This window comes from Brachybacterium sp. p3-SID957 (assembly GCF_025144775.1).
In the GTDB taxonomy this organism is placed as follows: domain Bacteria; phylum Actinomycetota; class Actinomycetes; order Actinomycetales; family Dermabacteraceae; genus Brachybacterium; species Brachybacterium epidermidis.
In genome coordinates this window covers 1-18,086 of the sequence record NZ_JALXKT010000042.1, presented here as the reverse complement: position 1 = coordinate 18,086, position 18,086 = coordinate 1, and the positions used below count along the sequence as shown (strand labels likewise).

The window sequence follows — 18,086 nt, the reverse complement described above, 5'->3', positions numbered from 1 at the left end:
GCCGACCACCGCTCAGGTGCCTCGCATCACACGCGTCACTCGGAGGTCGCCCCATGTCACCCTCGGCCCGGATGCCGCGCGACCAGCGTCGTACCCAGCTGCTGGAGACCGCGATCCCGATGTTCACCCAGAACGGCTTCCACGCCACGTCCATGGACGACATCGCCACGGCCGCAGGCGTCACCAAGCCCGTCCTCTACCAGCACTTCGCCTCCAAGGAGGACCTCTACGACGAGGTGGTGAAGGTGACCGGGCAGCGCCTGATCGAGGGCATCGCGGAGCTCGCCGACTTCGAGGGCACCACGCTCGAGCGGGTGCGAGCCGGTCTGGGGGGTTTCTACCAGTTGGTCACCGAACAGTCCGCGCTGCGGCTGTTCACCGGGCACGAGCAGGTCTCGGAGCAGATCTCCGCACGGGTCTCCGGGGTGCTGGACGAGATGGCGGTGTCACTGGCCACGGTGCTGCTGGCCGCCCGCAGCATGACCGACGAGCAGGCGCGAGTGATCGGTCGCGCGATGATCTCCCTGACGCAGAGCACCGCCGCGATGCTGGACGGCGCTGCCGAGCCCGACCGCGGGCAGATCCTGGACACCGTCACGGTCCTGGCCGTGCACGGGCTCACCGGCTTCGAGCCCCGCCCCGACGCCTCGGTGGCCGGGACGGTCTCCCCCGCGGCCGATGCCTCGCACCCAGGGACCGGCCGATAGACTCCGGGCCATGGAGATTCGCATCGGCATCCAGCACTCCCCCCGCGAGATCGTGATCGAGACGGACGACGCCGAGCAGGACCACGCCGGCCTGCTCGAGACGCTGTCCACCGCGATGGCGGAGGGCGCTCCGGTCACCCTGCGCGACGTCAAGGGCCGCAGCGTGCTGATCCCCGGTGGGAAGGTGGCCTACGCGGAGATCTCCACCGAGGAGCCGCGCCGCGTCGGCTTCCTGGGCTGACCGCCCTCCCGATCCCCGCTTGCTCGCCTCCCCATGAGCCGCGCCGTGCCCGTGGAACCGGACTCCCCGGTCGAGGACGCCCCGGTCGAGGACGCCCCGATGCGGCGGCGGCGTCGCCTGCGCAGCGCGCGCCTGGCCCACATCACCGCCACCACGGTGGTGGCCCTGCTGGGCGCGGTGGTGGGCGTGCTGCTGGTCCCTCCCACGAAAGTGGACGTCGGTCCGCTGACCGCGACGGTGCACCTGCGCCCCTCCCTGGAGTCCGACACCGTCATCCTGCTGCCGCCGGTGGGTGAGGTGGCCTTCGACACCCACACCGCGCCGGTGCGGGTGGAGGCCCGAGTGCAGGGGGTGGACATGGAGCAGGCCGAGCAGCTGCTGTGGTCCTCCGAGGCCCGCGCGGAACTCACCCGCACCGTGCCGGAGGACCTCACCGGTGCCGCCGCTCGCAACGCAGCGCTGAACGCCCTGTTCGGGGCGGTGGGAGCGGGTCTGGCGGTGGGGCTCACCTTCCGCCGGCTGCGACGTTCCGTGCTGGCCGCCGGCAGTGCGGTGGCCGTGGTCGCCGCCTCGGTGGGCGCCGTGTCCCTGACGTTCCGGCCCGACTCCCTGTACCAGCCGCGCTTCGAGGGCCTGCTCTCCCAGGCGGCGTACGTGGCGGACGTGGGGCAGGGCGCCCTGGCGGACTACAGCGGCTACCGCGACACGCTGGCCGAGTTCGTGGGGCAGGTCTCCGCGCTGTACATCGCGGCCGACTCCCTCTCCCCCGGCATCGGGTCCCAGGACCTGATCACCGTGCTGCATGTCTCGGACATCCACGACAACCCGCAGGCCTTCGACGTGATCGAGCAGCTGAACGGCCAGTTCGAGATCGACGCGGTGATCGACACCGGCGACATCGTCTCCTGGGGCACCCCCTTCGAGCACGACCTGCTCAGCGCCATCGGCGACCTGGACGTGCCGTACGTGTACATCGCCGGCAACCACGACAGCTCCGTCACGGCCGCCACCGTGGCGGACCAGCCCAACGGGATCGTGCTGGAGAACGAGATCGTGGAGGTCGCGGGCCTGCGCATCGCCGGGGTCGGCGATCCCCGCTTCGCGGCCGACGACGACTCCGATGCCGGCGGCTGGCGCGAGGGCGATGCGGCGGTGCAGTCCTCCGTGTTCCAGCTGGGCGAGACCATCGTCGCCCACGACGAGGCGAACCCGGAGGCCACGGTGGACGTGGCCCTGGTGCACGATCCCACGCAGCCCGAGGGGCTCGAGGGGCGCGTGCCGCTGGTGCTGTCGGGCCACATGCACACCTCCTCGGTGGAGCTGGACCGCGACGGCTCGGGCACCGACTGGATGATCGTCGGCTCGACCGGCGGGGCGCTGGGATCCGGCGGTGTGCGCCCCGTGCTGGACGGCGGTGAGCCGCTGGACCTCACCGCTCGACTGCTCTACTTCGATGCGCAGACCCGTCGTCTGGTGGCCTACGACGACATCGTGATGGGCGGCCTGGGCCTGGTGTCGATCTCGGTGCAGCGCACCCAGATGCCTGCCGAGGCGCCCGCGCTCGAGGTCCCCGAGGACGCCGAGGCACCGCCCACGCCCACCGATCTCGACATCGAGCCCGGCGAGGGCCTGCCCGACGAGGAGCGCGTGACCCCCACCGATCCCTCCGTGCCGTTGCCCGAGGGCAGCGACGGCGGCGAGGGCTGACGCCCCCGGGCCGGTCGGGGGCTACGATGCAAGGGCATATTCCATGACCAGAGAGTTGAACGGTGCCTGAATCCACCCCGCACACCGACGAGGCCGTGTCGGCCTCCCCCGCCGTCGAGCAGAGCTCCGGCACCCCGGATCCCCTCACGGAGCAGACCTTCGCGGACTTCGACGTCCGATCCGACATCATCGAGGCCCTGTCCTCCAAGGGGATCGTCCATCCCTTCCCGATCCAGGCCATGACCCTGCCGGTGGCCCTGCGCGGTCGCGACATCATCGGCCAGGCCAAGACGGGCACCGGCAAGACCCTGGGCTTCGGCATCCCGCTGCTGCAGTCCGTGGTCTCCCCCGGTGAGGACGATCCCGAGGGCCGCCAGACCGGCAAGCCGCAGGCCCTGGTGGTGCTGCCCACCCGCGAGCTCGCGGTGCAGGTGGCCGAGGACCTCCAGGACGCCTCCGCCACGCGCACGGTGCGCATCCTCACCGTGTACGGCGGTCGCGCCTACGAGCCCCAGATCGAGGCCCTCACCCGGGGCGTCGACGTGGTGGTGGGCACTCCGGGCCGTCTGATCGACCTGATGCGCCAGAAGTACCTGGACCTCTCGCAGGTGCGGGTGGCGGTGCTGGACGAGGCCGACGAGATGCTGGACCTGGGCTTCCTGGAGGACATCGAGAAGCTGCTGCAGGCGGTGCCCACGCAGCGCCAGACCATGCTGTTCTCCGCCACCATGCCGGGGCCGATCCTGGCGCTGGCCCGCCGCTTCATGGTCCAGCCCACCCACATCCGCGCCCACGACCCGGGGGATCTCTCCCGCACCAAGGCCGACATCAAGCAGGTCGTCTACCGCGCCCACCAGCTGGACAAGATCGAGGTGATGGCCCGCGTGCTGCAGGCCCGCGGCCGCGGCCTGACGATCATCTTCATGCGCACCAAGCGCCAGGCGGACCGGGTGGCGGAGGATCTGGCCGCGCGCGGCTTCGCGGCCGCTCCGCTCCACGGCGACCTGGGTCAGGGCGCCCGTGAGCAGGCCCTGCGGGCCTTCCGCAACGGCAAGATCGATGTGCTGGTGGCCACCGATGTCGCCGCTCGCGGCATCGACGTGGACGACGTCACGCACGTGGTCAACTGGAACTGCCCGGACGACGACAAGACGTACCTGCACCGCACCGGCCGCACCGGCCGCGCCGGCAAGAAGGGCACCGCGATCACCTTCGTGGACTGGGAGGACCTGGCGCGCTGGGCACTGATCGCCCGGCAGTTGGGCCTGGAGTCCACCGAGGCGGTGGAGACCTACTCCACCTCGGAGCACCTGTTCAGCGACCTCGACATCCCCGAGGGAGTCAAGGGCACCCTGCCCAAGGAGCAGCGCACCCGCGCCGGGCTGAAGGCGGAGAAGCTGGAGGACCTTGGCGGTCGTGAGCCGGTCCGCGGCGATCGCGGGGACCGCGGCGGGCGCGGAGGCCGGGGCGGGCGTGAGGGCGGCCGCTCCCGCGACGACGAGGTGCTCTCGGAGCGCACCGTCGATCCCTCCGAGCGTCCGCGCCGCAAGCGCAGCCGTTCGCGCACCCGTCGGGTCGACGGGGAGGTCGTCTCCAGCGAGACCACCGGCGGCGAGCAGAAGCGCGAGCAGAGGGCCGAGGGCTCGACCGCGCGCGACGAGGAGAAGCAGGGCAGCGGCCGACCCCGTCGGCGCCGCTCGCGCGGCGGCCGGGGCCGTGGCCGCAGCGGTGGCGGCAGCGCCGGTGGCAGCAGCAGCGGGGGCAGCAGCAGCGGCGCGGAGGCTCCCGCGCAGGAGTCCTGACCCGACGAACCACGCCTGAGAACCGGGATCCTCGCGCTGCCGAGGGTCCCGGTTCTCTGCATCAGCCCGCGACCAGGCCCCAGTCCACGAGGAACGAGCGCACGGCGTCGAAGATCATCTGGGTGGAGATCGCGGCCAGCAGCACCCCGGAGATGCGGGTGACCAGGGTGACCCCGCCCTGCCCCAGCACCCGCGCCACCAGGTCGGAGAACCGCATCGTCAGGTACATGGCCGCGGTCATCAGGATCATGGCGATCACCAGGGCGATGATCTTGGGGCCCTCACCACTGGCCTCCTCCACGAACAGCATCATCGCCACGATCGCGCCGGGACCGCCCAGAAGCGGGGTGCCCAGGGGCACCAGTGCGACGTTCACGCCGTCGCTCGAGGCCATCTCCCCCTCCATGCCCGCCAGCAGCTGCAGGGCCACGATCAGCAGCAGCAGGCCGCCGGAGAACTGCAGGGCGGGCAGGGAGATGTGCATGTAGTCCAGGATGAACCGGCCGAACAGGGCGAAGACCCCGATGATCAGCACGGCCACACCGACCGCGACCATGGCGGCCCGCGACCGCTGCTTCGCGGTCATGGTGCTGGTCAGCGACAGGAAGATGGGGACGATGCCCGGGGGGTCGATGATGACGAAGAGGGTGACGAAGACTCCCGTGAGGAAGCTCAGATCGACCATGTTCACGGACGGATGACCTCTGTGGTGCTCGTGGCGCGATGCGCGATCGCGTCCAGTACATGCGGCTGCGTGAGGTTCTCCCCGAGCCGGTTGGGTTTGCCCGCGCCATGGTAATCGCTGCCGCCGGTGATCAGGAGCCGGTGGGCGCGGGCGAAGTCGCGCAGTCGCGCCCGGGTGCCCGGGTCGTGCTCGCGGTGGTCCACCTCCAGGCCCGCCAGGCCCGCCTCCACCATGGCCTCCAGCAGGCCCAGGGGCAGCTCGCCGTCGCGGGAGACGGAGCCGGGATGGGCGAGGACCGGGACCCCGCCGGCGTCCAGGATCGCTCTGACCGCGACGGTCGGGGCGGGGGCGTAGTAGCGCACGTAGTAGGGCCCGGAGGGGTGCAGGATCTGCTCGAAGGCCTCGGTGCGGTCGCGCACCACGCCGCTGCTGATGAGCGCGTCGGCGATGTGGGGGCGCCCCACGGTGGTGGTCTCCCCCGCCACCTGGGCCCGCACGTCCTGCCAGGTGATCGGGTGGTCGGCGGAGATGGCCTCCACCATGCGCTCGGCCCGCTCGGTGCGGGAGCGGCGAGCGCGGTCCAGCTCGCGCGCCAGGTCGGTGTGCGGGGAGGGGTCCACCAGCAGGGCGAGCACGTGCACGCTGAGGCGCTCGTGCTCGGCGGAGACCTCGATCCCGGGCACCGCGACGACTCCCGTGCGCGCGACGGCCTCGGGCAGCTCCTGCCAGCCGGCCACCGTGTCGTGGTCGGTCAGGGCGAGCGCCGACAGGCCCTCCTGAGCCGCCTGTGCCCACAGCTCGTGGACGCTCTGGGTGCCGTCGGACCAGCTGGAATGCGCATGGAGGTCGATGCGGGCGGGGTGAGCGGGCATACGGCCAGCGTAGTGCGCCTCGTGAGAGTATCGGAGGGTGAGCAACGAGAACCCCCACAGCACAGACAGCCCCCTCAGCACCACGGCGCCCCAGGAGCGCGGCACCAGCCCCGAGGAGCTCTCCTCGCGCGGCGACACCCGCTCGCAGCGACCCACCAGCGAGGCCTTCCGCGAGTTCATCGCCTCCGGCTGGGACGAGACGGTCCCCGACGCGGAGCGCCTCGAGGCCGCCGCGCACACCCCGGCCCGCCGCGACGCCCTGGTGCAGGCGATCCCCGGCACTCGCCTGGTGCTGCCCGCGGGCGTGCTGAAGGTGCGCTCCAACGACACCGACTACCCCTTCCGTCCGGACACCGCCTTCGCGTACTACGCGGGTCTGGGCACCGATGAGGAGCCCGACAGCGTGCTGGTGGTGGAGCCCTCGGCCGAGGATCCCGCCGTCGCCGAGGCCACCTACTTCTTCCGGCCGCGCGCCGGCTTCGACTCGACGGAGTTCTACGCGGACTCCCGCTACGGAGAGATGTGGGTGGGGCGCCGCCCCACCCTCGCGGAGGCCTCCCAGCGCCTGGGCATCGAGGTGCGGCACATCGACGAGCTGCGCGACCACCTGGCCAAGGACGTCGGCGAGAGCCTCTCCCTGTCGGTGATGCCGCAGGTGGACGCGGCCGTGGAGGAGATGGTCCAGGAGATCCGTGAGCAGAACGGGCTCCCCGGCGGGGAGGACGCCCGCCGCGAGTTCGACCGCCTCCAGGAGGTGTCCAGCGAGCAGCGCCTGGTCAAGGACGCCTACGAGGTCGCTCAGATGCGCGAGGCGGTCGATGCCACCATCCGCGGTTTCGAGGACGTGGTGCGCCACCTGCCCGAGGCGGTGGGCCACCGCCGCGGCGAGCGCGTGATCGAGGGTGTGTTCGCCCGCACCGCCCGGGCCGACGGCAACGGGGTGGGGTATGACACCATCGCCGCCGCCGGCGACCACGCCTGCACCCTGCACTGGATCCGCAACGACGGCGCCGTGCAGGAGGGCGAGCTGGTGCTGATCGACGCCGGCGTGGAGGTGGACTCCCTGTACACGGCGGATGTCACCCGCACCCTGCCCGTCTCCGGCACCTTCACCCCCACCCAGCGCAAGGTCTACGACGCCGTGCTGGAGGCGGCCGATGCGGTGTTCGCGGCCGCTCGTCCCGGGCTGCGGTTCCGTGATCTGCACGCCACCGCGATGGAGGTGGTGGCCCGGCATCTGGAGAGCTGGGGGCTGCTGCCGGGCTCGGCCGAGGAGTCGCTGTCCCCGGAGGGTCAGTGGCACCGGCGCTGGATGGTGCACGGCACCAGCCACCACCTGGGCATGGACGTGCACGACTGCGCGAAGGCGCGGCGCGAGATGTACCTCGATGCCGAACTGGTCCCGGGCATGGTGTTCACGATCGAGCCGGGCCTGTACTTCAAGGAGAACGACCTGCTGGTCCCCGAGGAGCTGCGCGGCATCGGTGTGCGCATCGAGGACGACGTCCTGGTCACCGAGGACGGAGTGGAGAACCTCTCGATCGCACTGCCCCGTCGGGCCGAGGAGATCGAGGCCTGGATGGCTACGCTGAAGCCGTGAGCTCCAACCCGCACCAGCGCTTCTACGCCGCCCGTCTCGCCGGCACCGCCGTCTTCGATCCCCTCGGGGACGCGGTGGCGAAGATCCGCGACGTGGTGGTGGTCCCCCAGCCGCGCGGCTCGGCCCGCGCGGTGGGCTTCGTGGTGGAGGTGGGCGGCAAGCGCCGGGTGTTCCTGCCGATCACCCGCGTCACCTCCATCAATCCCGGCCAGGTGATCTCCACGGGCCTGCTGAACGTGCGCCGCTTCGAGAAACGGGCCGGGGAGCTGCTGGTGATCGGGGACCTGCTGGACCGCGTGGTGACCCTCAACGATGGCTCCGGTGAGGCCACGGTGGAGGACATCGCCCTGGACCGCAACCGGCAGCGCGAGTGGGAGCTGTCCCGCCTGCACGTGCGCCGGCTCCGCAAGGGCGGCTCGCTGAGCCGCCTGATGTCCCGCGGGGAGACCCTCACCGTGGAGATGTCCGAGGTGACCGGGCTGTACGGCACGCAGGTGGAGCAGTCCGCCGCGCTGCTGGCGGCCTCCTACCAGGACCTCAATCCCGCGGACCTCGCGGAGATCATGCAGGAGCTGGACGCCAAGCGGCGCATCGAGCTGGCCGGGGAGCTGGCCGACGAGCGACTCGCGGACGTGCTGGAGGAGCTGCCCGAGGACACCCGGGTGGAGATGATCACCGGGCTGGAGGCCAAGCGCGCCGCGGACGTGCTGGACGAGATGGACCCCGACGACGCCGCGGACCTGATGCAGGAGCTGCCGGATGCGGTGGCCGAGACCCTGCTGGACCTGATGGAGCCGGAGGAGGCGGAGGACGTCCGTCGTCTGCTCGCCTACGACGTGTACACCGCCGGCGGCATGATGACCACGGAGCCGCTGATCGTGGCCCCGGAGACTTCGGTGGCGCACTGCCTGGCGATGATCAGCCGCGAGGAGGTGCATGCGGCACTGGCCTCCACGGTGCACGTGTGCCGTGCACCGCTGGAGACCCCGACGGGGCGCCTGCTGGGCATCGTCCACTTCCAGCTGCTGCTGCGGGAGCGGCCGGACCGCTCGGTGGGAGAGATCCTGGACTCCGACCGCGTGGTGGTCTCCCCGTCGAGCCCGCTGTCGGAGGTCACCCGCGAGATGGCCACCTACAACCTGGTGTCGATCCCGGTGGTGGACGAGAACGGCCACCTGCTGGGGGCGGTCACGGTGGACGACGTGCTGGACCACGTGCTGCCGGACGACTGGCGTGAGCAGGACGAGCCCCCCGTCACCACCGGTCAGATCGACCTGTCCGAGATCGCGCGCGGAACCGAGAGGACGTGACCATGGCCGAGCACACCCCTCCCCCTCTCGACGATCCCTCGCCCCGCCGCTCCCCGCGCTGGCACAACCCCCTGCGCGGCGACGCCTTCGGTCGCGGCGCGGAGGCCTTCGCGCGGATGATGGGCACGCCCGCCTTCCTGGTGGGCATGACGATCTTCTGCGCGGTGTGGCTGACCTGGAACTCGGTGATGCCGGAGTCGGCCCAGTTCGATCCGCGGGCGCTGAACTTCACGCTGCTCACGCTGATCCTGTCGCTGCAGGCCTCCTACGCCGCTCCCCTGCTGCTGCTGGCGCAGAACCGGCAGGACGACCGCGACCGCGTGCAGGCCGAGCAGGACCGCCAGTCCAACGAGCGCAACCACGCCACCACCGACTTCATCACCCGGGAGATCGCCTCCCTGCGCATCGCCCTGAATGACGTGGCCACCCGCGACTACGTCCGCAGCGAGCTGCGGGACCTGCTCGAGGAGCTCGAGGAGGGCCGCGAGCGGGAGCAGCAGGACCTCGCGCAGCTGCGCTCCGTGCTGCGCGAGGAGGTCGCGGTGGCCCTCGCGGAGCGCTCCGGCACCGCCCCCTCTGCCCAGTGGACCCCTTCCGCCGAGTCGACCCCCTCCGCCCACTCCACCCACACCGCCCACACCGCCCCTGAGGAGCCCGAGCAGCCGTGACCACGCAGCACTCCCATGACGAGCGCGTCGAGAAGATCCGCGAGGCGCTCGGCGGGGTGATGGATCCTGAGATCCACCAGCCCATCACGGACCTGGGGATGGTCGACGAGATCACCGTGGACGCCGAGGACGTGGCCCGGGTGCAGGTGCTGGTGACCATCGAGGGCTGCCCCATGCGGGACCGCATCGAGCGGGAGACGGCCGAGGCCGCTGCCACCGTGCCGGGCCTGTCCCGGGTGGAGGTGGACTCCCGGGCGATGAGCGAGGAGCAGCGCCGCGAGCTCACCTCGCGCCTGCGGCAGGGCCGCCGCCAGATCCCCTTCAACAAGGAGGGCTCGCTCACCCGCATCTTCGCTGTGTCCTCCGGCAAGGGTGGGGTGGGCAAGTCCACCGTGACCGCGAACCTGGCCGCGGCGATGGCCGCGCAGGGGCTGCGGGTAGGGGTGATCGACGCGGACATCCACGGCTTCTCGATGCCCGGCATGTTCGGCATCACCGAGCAGCCCACCAAGGTCTCGGACCTGCTGATGCCGCCGCAGGCGCACGGCGTGGCGGTGATGAGCATCGGCATGTTCGTGCCGGAGGGGCAGGCGGTGGTCTGGCGCGGCCCGAAGATGCACCGAGCGATCGAGCAGTTCGCCTCGGACGTCTACTGGGGCGACCTGGACGTGCTGCTGCTGGACCTGCCGCCGGGCACCGGTGATGTGGCGATCTCGGTGGCGCAGCTGCTGCCGGGGGCGAAGATGCTGGTGGTGACCACCCCGCAGCAGTCGGCCGCGGCGGTCGCGGAGCGCGTGGGGTCACTCGCCACGGCGACGGGCCAGGAGATCGCTGGAGTGGTGGAGAACATGGCCGGGCTCACGCTGCCGGACGGCACGGTGATGGACGTGTTCGGCCGCGGCGGCGGGGACCGGGTGGCGCAGACCCTCGCCGGTGCCGTGAAGCACCCGGTGCCGGTGCTGGGCCGGGTGGCGCTGGAGCCGGCACTGCGCGAGGGCGCGGATGCGGGCGTGCCGCTGGTGCTGTCGGATCCCGACTCCCCGGCAGCGGCGGAACTGATCCGCATCGCGCGTGCCCTGACGCATCAGCCGCGCGGGTTGGGAGGGATGAAGCTGCCGCTGTCGGTCTCCGGCGGGCGCTGAGCCCCGGGGACCGTGGACCGGGGACTCAGGTGGCCTCGGGGTCGAAGGGCGCCCGCTTCGGGCCCTCGTCCTTCGTCGCCTTCTTCGAGCCGCCGCCCTTGGAGCTGCGGGAGCTGCTGCGGGAGGCGGCCGCTCCGGCGGTCGCGCCACCGGCGACGGTCATGGCCTCCTTGGAGGGCAGGATGTCATCGATGGAGGTGTCGCCCCAGGCCTCGCGGATGATGCGGCGCGGATCGTACTGGCGCGGATCGTACTTGCGCAGGTCGTCGATGGCGATGCCCATCTCGTCCTCGACCGTGGCGCGGGAGTCCTCCACCCAGCGGCGCACATCGCGCACCCAGCGCACGATGTTGCGGGTGTACTCGGGCAGTCGCTGCGGGCCGATGATGATCAGGAAGATCAGCAGCAGGACGAGGGGCTCCCAACCGCTCAGACCCAGAAAGCTCACGCTGCCACCCGTTCCCGGCCGGCGCTGCGCCGACCTCGCTCGCTCGCACCCGTGCGGCGCGATACTGCCGGTTCATTATGGCAGAGGCGACTGGCCCCCCGGTGCGCGAGGGACGCCGCGCCTGACGTACCCTGAGCTGATCCGTCCCCGAATGGAGGAGACACCGATGGCATCGGGAAAAGTGGCCGGCTGGGCCCACGCCGAGGAGTTCGTCGAGGAGACCGAGCTCTTCGCCGACGAGGGCGTGCTCGCGCGCGCCCGTGAGCGCGGTCACGAGCTGGGCGCTCCCCCGGTGCTGCCGGGCGCGGGCGCGCTGATGCGCCTGCTGGCGGCCTCGGTCAACGCCCGTGCCGCGGTGGAGATCGGCACCGGCAGCGGCGTGGGGTCGCTGTACCTGCTCTCGGGCATGCATCCCGACGGCGTGCTCACCACCATCGACCCTGAGGTGGAGAACCAGCGTGCGGCCCGCGAGTCCTTCGCAGAGGCGCAGATCCGTTCTCCGCGGGTGCGGACCATCGCCGGGAACCCGCGCGAGGTGATCGGGCGCCTCACCGATCACGCCTACGACCTGGTGAGCTTCCCAGCACACCTGCCGCACGCCCTGGACCTGCTGGAGCATGCCCGACGACTGCTGCGCCCGGGCGGCGTGCTGGTGATCCCGCACGCCCTCTACCACGACCGGGTGGCGGACCCGGCCGCACGTGATGCCACCACCCAGTCGGTGCGGGCGGTGCTGCGGGCGGTCGCGGAGTCCGAGGACCTGGTCTCCGCGCTGACCGGCAGCGGCGATGGCGTGCTGGCGGCGGTGCTGCGTCCCTGACACCTCACGCCTGATCAGCGCCGCCACCGGGATGCACGACGGCCCCGCACCTCGTGGTGCAGGGCCGTTCGTCCCGGCTGGTGCCTCAGGCCTTGATGACGCCCTCGAGGGCGTCGCGCAGAGCCGCGGCCTCCGACGCGTCGATCTCGACGACCAGTCGGCCGCCCCCCTCGAGCGGGACCCGCATGATGATGCTGCGGCTCTCCTCCACGACCTCGAGCGGACCGTCTCCGGTGCGCGGCTTCATAGCAGCCATGGTGTCCTCCTCTAGATGTCGCTGACCCTGGCAGTCAGCGCGCGTACCCGCCCATTATCTCAGGTCTCGGCACCTGGTCCCGCGCGATCGACCAGAGCGGTCCCGAAAGCTGCCGCCCGCCGTCGCCGCCGACGGGGGCCGCGGGGCCTGCGGGGCAGGTCGATCCCCTGCCCCAGGCGGCCCGTGGCGACCAGCACCATCAGCACCGCCACCAGGGCGGCGACGCCCAGCAGGAGCAGCACCATGGGGCTGACAGCGGTCATCGGCCGGTGAACTCCTGCAGCACCGCGAGGGCCTCCTCGGGGGTGTCCACCACGCGCATCAGGTCCACGTCGGTCGGGGCGATCATGCGACCGTCGGCGACCGCGCCGGAGAGCCAGTCGATCAGGCCCTGCCAGTAGGAGCGGCCCACCAGCACGACGGGGAACATCTCGATCTTGTGGGTCTGCATCAGGCACAGCGCCTCGAACAGCTCGTCGAAGGTGCCGAAGCCGCCGGGCATCACGATGAACCCGCTGGAGTACTTCACGAACATCGTCTTGCGGACGAAGAAGTACCGGAAGTCGACCCCGAGGTCGACGTACTCGTTCAGGCCCTGCTCGTGGGGCAGCTCGATGCCGAGCCCCACGGAGACGCCGCCGGCCTCGCGGGCACCTCGGTTGCCGGCCTCCATGATGCCGGGGCCGCCGCCGGTGATCACGGAGTACCCCATGTCCACGATGCCGCGCGCGATCTGGCGGGCGCACTCGTAGTCCGGGTGGCCCTCCCGCACCCGGGCGGAACCGAAGATGGAGAACGCCGGGCCCAGCTCCGCGAGCGCCCCGAAGCCCTCGACGAACTCGGCCTGGATGCGCATCACTCGCCAGGGGTCGGAGTGGACCCAGTCGGCCGAGCCGCCCTTCTCCAGCAGGCGCTGGTCGGCGGTGGTGGTGGGACGCTGGCTGCCGCGGAGGGTCACGGGGCCCTTGCGGTGCGGATCTCGTTCCGGATTCATGGGGGAAGCGTAACGGCCCGCCCCGTCAGCCGGCTGTCGAGGTCAGGAAGCGCCGCAGGGCGGTGAGAGAGGCGTGCAGATCCTCGATCGGGACGTGCTCGTCATCGGTGTGGGCCAGCAGCGGGTCCCCGGGGCCGAAGTTGACGGCGGGGGTGCCCAGGGCGGCGAAGCGGGACACGTCGGTCCAGCCCTGCTTGGCATCGACCCGCACGTCCTGGCCGAGGGCGTCCAGGAAGGCGCGGGCGGGCGCCGTGTCCAGCCCGGGAAGGGCGCCGGCGGCGGCGTCGAACACCTCGATGTCGACGTCGAGGCCGGCCAGCACCTCGCGCACATGCGCCTCGGCCTGCTCGATGGTGGTGTCGGGAGCGAAGCGGTAGTTGACGTCGATGCGGGCGCGATCGGGGATCACGTTGCCGGCGATGCCGCCGCTGATGCCGACGGCGTTGAGGGCCTCGCGGAACTCGAGCCCGTCGATGACGGCGCGGCGGGCCTCGTAGGCGGCCAGCCGCTCGAGCACGGGGGCGAGCTTGTGGACGGCGTTGTCCCCCACCCAGTCGCGGGCGGAGTGCGCGGCGATGCCGCCGGCGGTGACGGCGAGCTTCATGGTGCCCTTGCAGCCGCCCTCGACCCCGGCGGAGGTGGGCTCGCCGAGGATCGCGAAGTCCCCGGCGAGGTACTCGGGGTGCTCCGCGGCGATGCGGGTGAGGGAGTTGTCGGCCGCGGCGACCTCCTCGTGGTCGTAGAAGATCCAGGTGAGGTCCATGGGGGCGGCGTCGGCCTCCACGGCCAGCTTCAGCAGCACGGCCACCCCGCCCTTCATGTCGCAGGTGCCGCGCCCCACCAGCTCCTCGCGGCCCTCGCGGGTGCGCCGCGCGGAGGGGAGGTTGTCGGCCACGGGCACGGTGTCGAGGTGCCCGGCGAGCACCACCCGCTGATCCAGCCCACGGTGGGTGCGGGCGATCACGGTGTCGCCGTCGCGGATCACCTCGAGGTGCGGGGCGTGGGCGCGCAGGGCCTGCTCGACGGCGTCGGCGAGCGCCCGCTCGTTGCCGGAGACGGACTCGATGTCGACGATGGCGGCGGTCAGCTCGACGATGTCGGCGCGGGGGTCGAGCTCGGGGGTGGTGTGCGCGGGCGCGGGGGCGGTGTCAGCAGGCATGCCTCCATCGTGCCAGGGATCCTCCCTTCCGGGCTCCCCGATGGTGCGGGGCCACCGTGCTCAGGCCCCGGGCAGCGCTCCCCCGGCCCGGGCCAGCCGCAGGGCGACCGCTTCGGCGTGTCGCAGCAGCTGGGCACCGGTGCCGGGCTCGGCGGTGATCGCGGAGCCGGGCTGGGCGGTGGTGACGGGCACCCCGATCAGCAGTCGCCTTTCGTACACGGTGCCGTCGGTGCCGATGGGCGCGTACAGTCCCTCCACCGCGATCGATCCGGTCGGCACCCGGCGCCGGGAGCCGCGGGAGGCCCAGGAGTCCTTCTGCACCTCTCCTCGCTCGCGCCAGGCGCCGATCAGGGAGGAGCGGTAGGCGGGCAGGTCCACCGCCGGCAGATGAGCCTCCAGCACGCCGTCGCACCGCACGGCAGGGTCGGTGGCGGTGCCGGCGCCGGTGCCGGCGTGGACCAGGAAGCGCCCGGCCTGCTCGTCGATGTCGATGCGCATGCCGGGGCCGATGAAGCGCACCAGGCCGGCCTCCTCCAGTGCCAGCAGCTGCCGCACCCGCTGAACGGGCGGCCCGGAGGCCCAGGAGGCGAAGGCGTTGCGCAGGTGGCCGTCGATGTCGGCGCGCACGGACTCGGTGGTGTAGGCGCCGAGGTCCTGGAGGCGGTTCACCTGGATGCGCAGGGCGATCAGTGCCCGGTACACCGCCACCCAGGCCGGATCGGGTGCGGTGGCGGCGCGCAGTGCGTCCCGCAGCACGTCGCGGGTGCGCTGGTGGGCGTGGTCGATGGGGCCACCGCGGCGACCGAAGGGGAACAGCAGGCGCATGATGGCCTCGTCGTCGGCGAGCTCGGTGGCGCCGACGTCCCGCAGCGCGCGACGCAGCTCGGCCAGCATCAGCGGCATCACGTCCCGCTCGTGGTCGACGCCGGCCGGACGCACCGCCAGCTCGAGCACGCGCTCGCTGGTGAGCACCTGCGGGGTGTACGGCTCGGGCATGGCGGGGCTGAGGTCGGGCTTGGGGCGGTACACCATCCCGGAGCGGGAGCCGACCACCAGCAGCGGCTCTGCTCCGCCGGGTAGGTAGCGCAGGCCCGAGGGCGGCGCATCGGGCCCGCCGGCCTCCTCGAAGCGGCCGCCGGCGAGGTGGGTGAGCATCCCGATGGCGTCGTAGAAGTTCAGGCCCATGCCCTGCACGGCCACGGCCTCGCGGCCCAGCAGGGCCCCGTAGTCCACCTCGAGGGGGTTGGCCGGCCCCAGGTGCACCAGACCGTGGCGACGCGCCGCCTCCGCGTACTGCAGGGAGCGCGGTGCGGGCGCGGTGGCGAGGTGGCCGAGGGCCAGGGCCACGGCGTCGGCGGTCAGCACACGGCCGTCGTCGAGCCGCACCCGCTGGGGCCCGTCGGGCGGACCGGCCACGTCGACCGCCTCGGCGCGGTGGCGCACGATCCGCAGCCGGGCGGGGTCGGCGTCGGCCTCAGCGGTCTCCAGCACGTGGGCGAGGTAGCGGCCGTGGGCGGCGCGGGAGGCGAAGTCGGCCGGACCCAGCCCGTCGGCGGCGAGGTGCTCGGCGAGGGTGGTGGTGCGCGTGGTAGGCAGCGCGGCGTGGCACGAGGCGTCCGGGTACATGGCGGTCTGGCAGGTGGTGGTGTTCATCAGCAGCACCTCGGACTGGTCGTGCCGCCACACCGAACCTCCCATCCCGACGTACGGGTCGATCAGGTGGACGACGAGGGGCCCGGCGCTATCCGATCCGGAGCCCTGCCAGCCCGGGGCGTTCGAGGCCGCCACCAGGCGTTCGACGACCGCTGTTCCGCGCGGCCCAGCGCCGACGACGGCCACGGTGCGGACGGGGTCGGTGGTGGCGGCAGGACTCATCCGGCCAGTATCGCGTCCGGCTACGGGGTGGTGCACATTCTGCGGCCCCTTCTGCGGCCCCGCCGATGTGCACGCGGGCGTGCAGGTCTGGGATCATGTCGCGCATGTGGAACCCTCCCCGCCTGTACCGTCTCGTCGCGATCGCCGAGGTGATCACCTGGACGCTGCTGATCGCCGCCATGATCGGGAAGTACCTGCTGCGGCTCGGGGAGACTGCTGATGCGGCGGTGCGCGTGGCGGGCGGCCTGCACGGGTTCGTGTTCCTGGCGTACTGCGTGACCACGGTGCTGATCGGGGTGGACCAGCGCTGGGGCCTGGGGCGTGTGCTGATGGGCCTGGGCAGTGCGGTGGTGCCGTACCTGACGGTGCCGTTCGAGCGGTGGGCTGAGAAGCAGCAGATGCTGGGTGACACGTGGCGGCTGCGGCAGGAGGACGGCCGCGGGCTGATCGAGTCCCTGGCGGCGTTCGCCGTGCGCAGGCCCATCCCGGCGGCACTGATCGCCGTGGTGGTGGTGACGATCGTGTTCGTGCTGCTGCTGCAGGCGGGCCCGCCGTGGGAGTGGTTCGCGTGAGCGTGGGGCGGCACCAGCAGCCCGATCCGCTGCGCCGGGTCGGTCCTTTCGCCCTTCCTCGGACGGCGACGCGCGTGCGAGAGCTGGTGCGGGCGGATCTGCTGCCGGACGAACGGGCCACGGCCGATGCCGCGGTGATGACGGCGTGGCTCCCGCCGGCTCAGCGGGCACGCTACGCACCCTCGCTGCGGGCCGTGGACGACCCGGATGCCTTCGTGGAGCGGCTGGCCGATGAGCGCCGGGTGGTGCTGATGGAGGGCGCGGATCCCGTGCCCGATGAGCTGGAGGACGCCGCGCGTGCCGAACGGGAGGCGCGCCAGACCCCGCTGCGCGTGCTGGAGGGCGTGCTGCTGGTGGGGGCGCTGGCATGCGTCGTGGGGATCGTGCTGCTGAGCATGCGGGCCGATGTCCAGGGGCTGACCAGCACGCCGGAGGGGGTTCCGGAGCTGGCGGCCGCCCTGGTGAGCACCGTGGCGGCGTCGGCGGTGATCGGCGCGGTGGCGACCAGGCGGCGGGATCGCGCGATGCTGTCCTGGGCGGTGAACCGGCCGGGGCAGTTGGGGCGGGGCATCCCGCTGCGCAGCGGTCTGCAGGTGCAGTCGGCGGGGCCGTCCCTGGCGCGTTCACTGGGTGCCGCGTCCCTCTTCGCCCTGGGGATCCTCGCGGCGGTGGCCGGCGCGGCCGTGCTGCTGATCACGCTGGTGCTGCGCTCGGAGCAGGACTACACCACCCTCGGGCTGACGCTGCTGGTGGGCGGCGTGGTGGCATTCCTGCTGTCGGTGCTGCTGTTCCGCTGGTACGCCCGGCGCCTGGAGCGGATCGTGCGCCGCGCCCGCGCGGTGCAGTGGTTCGGCCCCGGCCCCGACTCGCTCGAGGGGCCGTCGGCCGGGCGCGAGGAATCGCTGCCGGCGGTGCGCACCGGGTCGATGGAGCCCGACTCCACGCGGACCGCACCCGCACGGGCCACCGGGGCGGTCACCGCGAACGAGGACGCGTCCGAGGAGCCCATGGACTGGCGGGACGAACTGCGCGAACGCTGACACAGCGGCCACCGCGCTTCTGCACCTCCTGCCCCTTCCTCTGCCCTTTTTCGTTGCGGGTTCGTTGCGGGCCCGCATCTGTCGCCTGTTCTGCTGGCTGATGATGCCCGCGGTGCCTTCAGAAGGGTGGGGGTGTGGTGCGGTGGTGGTCGGTGATGTCGTGGTCGGGGTGGTCGGGGCGGTGGAGT

The 18,086-nt window shown here is 72.2% G+C and carries 19 protein-coding genes; 11 read left to right on the top strand and 8 right to left on the bottom strand.

All coding sequences use genetic code 11. The features are described from left to right. Positions 1-53: 53 nt before the first annotated feature. The 4 genes from M3B01_RS09975 (at position 54) to M3B01_RS09960 (ending at position 4,457) form a co-directional block, all read left to right on the top strand. A complete protein-coding gene (locus tag M3B01_RS09975) occupies positions 54-707 on the top strand; it encodes a TetR/AcrR family transcriptional regulator (RefSeq protein WP_259791763.1) in 654 nt (217 codons plus the stop codon). Positions 708-717: 10 nt separating this feature from the next. Continuing rightward, the gene (locus M3B01_RS09970) at positions 718-948 is read left to right on the top strand and encodes a DUF3107 domain-containing protein (protein WP_193866884.1); all 231 of its coding nucleotides are present in this window, start codon (positions 718-720) and stop codon (positions 946-948) included. Between the two features lie 33 nt (positions 949-981). Then, positions 982-2,655, top strand: coding sequence for a metallophosphoesterase (locus M3B01_RS09965; RefSeq protein WP_259791761.1), 1,674 nt, complete (start codon positions 982-984; stop codon positions 2,653-2,655). A 62-nt stretch (positions 2,656-2,717) separates the two neighbouring features. Further along, positions 2,718-4,457: a DEAD/DEAH box helicase gene (locus M3B01_RS09960; RefSeq protein ID WP_259791760.1), complete on the top strand. Its 1,740-nt coding sequence runs from the start codon at positions 2,718-2,720 to the stop codon at positions 4,455-4,457. 61 nt (positions 4,458-4,518) lie between these two features. On the opposite strand, the gene M3B01_RS09955 is transcribed toward M3B01_RS09960, so the two are convergent. Together M3B01_RS09955 and M3B01_RS09950 are read right to left on the bottom strand one after the other, a co-directional pair. Continuing rightward, complete coding sequence (locus M3B01_RS09955; RefSeq protein ID WP_193866881.1) at positions 4,519-5,148, bottom strand: MarC family protein; 630 nt, start codon at positions 5,146-5,148, stop codon at positions 4,519-4,521. Then, entirely contained in the window at positions 5,145-6,014 is an 870-nt protein-coding gene (locus tag M3B01_RS09950) for a PHP domain-containing protein (protein ID WP_259791759.1), read from the bottom strand. The genes M3B01_RS09955 and M3B01_RS09950 overlap by 4 nt, the downstream gene beginning before the upstream one ends. 37 nt (positions 6,015-6,051) lie before the next feature. On the opposite strand from M3B01_RS09950, the gene M3B01_RS09945 reads away from it, so the two are divergent. From M3B01_RS09945 to M3B01_RS09930, 4 genes are read left to right on the top strand one after another with little or no spacing between them, the layout of a single operon-like run. Further along, on the top strand, positions 6,052-7,614 hold the full coding sequence (locus tag M3B01_RS09945) for an aminopeptidase P family protein (protein ID WP_259791758.1): 1,563 nt from the start codon (positions 6,052-6,054) through the stop codon (positions 7,612-7,614). Then, a complete protein-coding gene (locus tag M3B01_RS09940) occupies positions 7,611-8,924 on the top strand; it encodes a magnesium transporter MgtE N-terminal domain-containing protein (RefSeq protein WP_259791757.1) in 1,314 nt (437 codons plus the stop codon). The genes M3B01_RS09945 and M3B01_RS09940 overlap by 4 nt, the downstream gene beginning before the upstream one ends. Before the next feature lie 2 nt (positions 8,925-8,926). After that, positions 8,927-9,592: a DUF1003 domain-containing protein gene (locus M3B01_RS09935; protein WP_259791756.1), complete on the top strand. Its 666-nt coding sequence runs from the start codon at positions 8,927-8,929 to the stop codon at positions 9,590-9,592. Further along, positions 9,589-10,734, top strand: coding sequence for an Mrp/NBP35 family ATP-binding protein (locus tag M3B01_RS09930; protein WP_259791755.1), 1,146 nt, complete (start codon positions 9,589-9,591; stop codon positions 10,732-10,734). The genes M3B01_RS09935 and M3B01_RS09930 overlap by 4 nt, the downstream gene beginning before the upstream one ends. Before the next feature lie 25 nt (positions 10,735-10,759). On the opposite strand, the gene M3B01_RS09925 is transcribed toward M3B01_RS09930, so the two are convergent. Beyond that, a complete protein-coding gene (locus M3B01_RS09925) occupies positions 10,760-11,182 on the bottom strand; it encodes a twin-arginine translocase TatA/TatE family subunit (RefSeq protein ID WP_259791754.1) in 423 nt (140 codons plus the stop codon). A gap of 166 nt (positions 11,183-11,348) precedes the next feature. Between M3B01_RS09925 and M3B01_RS09920 the strand changes: the two genes are divergently transcribed. Continuing rightward, positions 11,349-12,002 (top strand): O-methyltransferase, encoded by a 654-nt coding sequence (locus M3B01_RS09920; RefSeq protein WP_193866875.1) that lies wholly within the window; start codon positions 11,349-11,351, stop codon positions 12,000-12,002. Positions 12,003-12,087: 85 nt separating this feature from the next. On the opposite strand, the gene M3B01_RS09915 is transcribed toward M3B01_RS09920, so the two are convergent. From M3B01_RS09915 to M3B01_RS09895, 5 genes are read right to left on the bottom strand one after another with little or no spacing between them, the layout of a single operon-like run. Further along, a complete protein-coding gene (locus M3B01_RS09915) occupies positions 12,088-12,258 on the bottom strand; it encodes a DUF3117 domain-containing protein (RefSeq protein WP_193866874.1) in 171 nt (56 codons plus the stop codon). A gap of 59 nt (positions 12,259-12,317) precedes the next feature. Beyond that, positions 12,318-12,521: a hypothetical protein gene (locus M3B01_RS09910; RefSeq protein ID WP_259791751.1), complete on the bottom strand. Its 204-nt coding sequence runs from the start codon at positions 12,519-12,521 to the stop codon at positions 12,318-12,320. Beyond that, a complete protein-coding gene (locus M3B01_RS09905; protein ID WP_193866872.1) occupies positions 12,518-13,252 on the bottom strand; it encodes a TIGR00730 family Rossman fold protein in 735 nt (244 codons plus the stop codon). The genes M3B01_RS09910 and M3B01_RS09905 overlap by 4 nt, the downstream gene beginning before the upstream one ends. Before the next feature lie 25 nt (positions 13,253-13,277). Next, positions 13,278-14,411: a succinyl-diaminopimelate desuccinylase gene (dapE, locus tag M3B01_RS09900; protein WP_259791748.1), complete on the bottom strand. Its 1,134-nt coding sequence runs from the start codon at positions 14,409-14,411 to the stop codon at positions 13,278-13,280. A 60-nt stretch (positions 14,412-14,471) separates the two neighbouring features. Then, the gene (locus tag M3B01_RS09895; RefSeq protein WP_259791746.1) at positions 14,472-16,286 is read right to left on the bottom strand and encodes an FAD/NAD(P)-binding domain-containing protein; all 1,815 of its coding nucleotides are present in this window, start codon (positions 16,284-16,286) and stop codon (positions 14,472-14,474) included. A 104-nt stretch (positions 16,287-16,390) separates the two neighbouring features. On the opposite strand from M3B01_RS09895, the gene M3B01_RS09890 reads away from it, so the two are divergent. Together M3B01_RS09890 and M3B01_RS09885 are read left to right on the top strand one after the other, a co-directional pair. Beyond that, positions 16,391-16,858: a DUF3817 domain-containing protein gene (locus M3B01_RS09890; RefSeq protein WP_311203219.1), complete on the top strand. Its 468-nt coding sequence runs from the start codon at positions 16,391-16,393 to the stop codon at positions 16,856-16,858. Next, complete coding sequence (locus tag M3B01_RS09885) at positions 16,855-17,898, top strand: hypothetical protein (protein ID WP_259791742.1); 1,044 nt, start codon at positions 16,855-16,857, stop codon at positions 17,896-17,898. The genes M3B01_RS09890 and M3B01_RS09885 overlap by 4 nt, the downstream gene beginning before the upstream one ends. Positions 17,899-18,086: the final 188 nt, after the last annotated feature.

What these genes read in the sequence shown, in the direction of transcription:
- M3B01_RS09975 (WP_259791763.1), top strand. Translation starts at nt 54, where the DNA reads ATGTCACCCTCGGCCCGGATGCCGCGCGACCAGCGTCGTACCCAGCTG.
- M3B01_RS09970 (WP_193866884.1), top strand. Translation starts at nt 718, where the DNA reads ATGGAGATTCGCATCGGCATCCAGCACTCCCCCCGCGAGATCGTGATC.
- M3B01_RS09965 (WP_259791761.1), top strand. Translation starts at nt 982, where the DNA reads ATGAGCCGCGCCGTGCCCGTGGAACCGGACTCCCCGGTCGAGGACGCC.
- M3B01_RS09950 (WP_259791759.1), bottom strand. Translation starts at nt 6,014, where the DNA reads ATGCCCGCTCACCCCGCCCGCATCGACCTCCATGCGCATTCCAGCTGG.
- M3B01_RS09935 (WP_259791756.1), top strand. Translation starts at nt 8,927, where the DNA reads ATGGCCGAGCACACCCCTCCCCCTCTCGACGATCCCTCGCCCCGCCGC.
- M3B01_RS09920 (WP_193866875.1), top strand. Translation starts at nt 11,349, where the DNA reads ATGGCATCGGGAAAAGTGGCCGGCTGGGCCCACGCCGAGGAGTTCGTC.
- M3B01_RS09915 (WP_193866874.1), bottom strand. Translation starts at nt 12,258, where the DNA reads ATGGCTGCTATGAAGCCGCGCACCGGAGACGGTCCGCTCGAGGTCGTG.
- M3B01_RS09910 (WP_259791751.1), bottom strand. Translation starts at nt 12,521, where the DNA reads ATGACCGCTGTCAGCCCCATGGTGCTGCTCCTGCTGGGCGTCGCCGCC.
- M3B01_RS09905 (WP_193866872.1), bottom strand. Translation starts at nt 13,252, where the DNA reads ATGAATCCGGAACGAGATCCGCACCGCAAGGGCCCCGTGACCCTCCGC.
- dapE (WP_259791748.1), bottom strand. Translation starts at nt 14,411, where the DNA reads ATGCCTGCTGACACCGCCCCCGCGCCCGCGCACACCACCCCCGAGCTC.
- M3B01_RS09895 (WP_259791746.1), bottom strand. Translation starts at nt 16,286, where the DNA reads ATGAGTCCTGCCGCCACCACCGACCCCGTCCGCACCGTGGCCGTCGTC.
- M3B01_RS09890 (WP_311203219.1), top strand. Translation starts at nt 16,391, where the DNA reads ATGTGGAACCCTCCCCGCCTGTACCGTCTCGTCGCGATCGCCGAGGTG.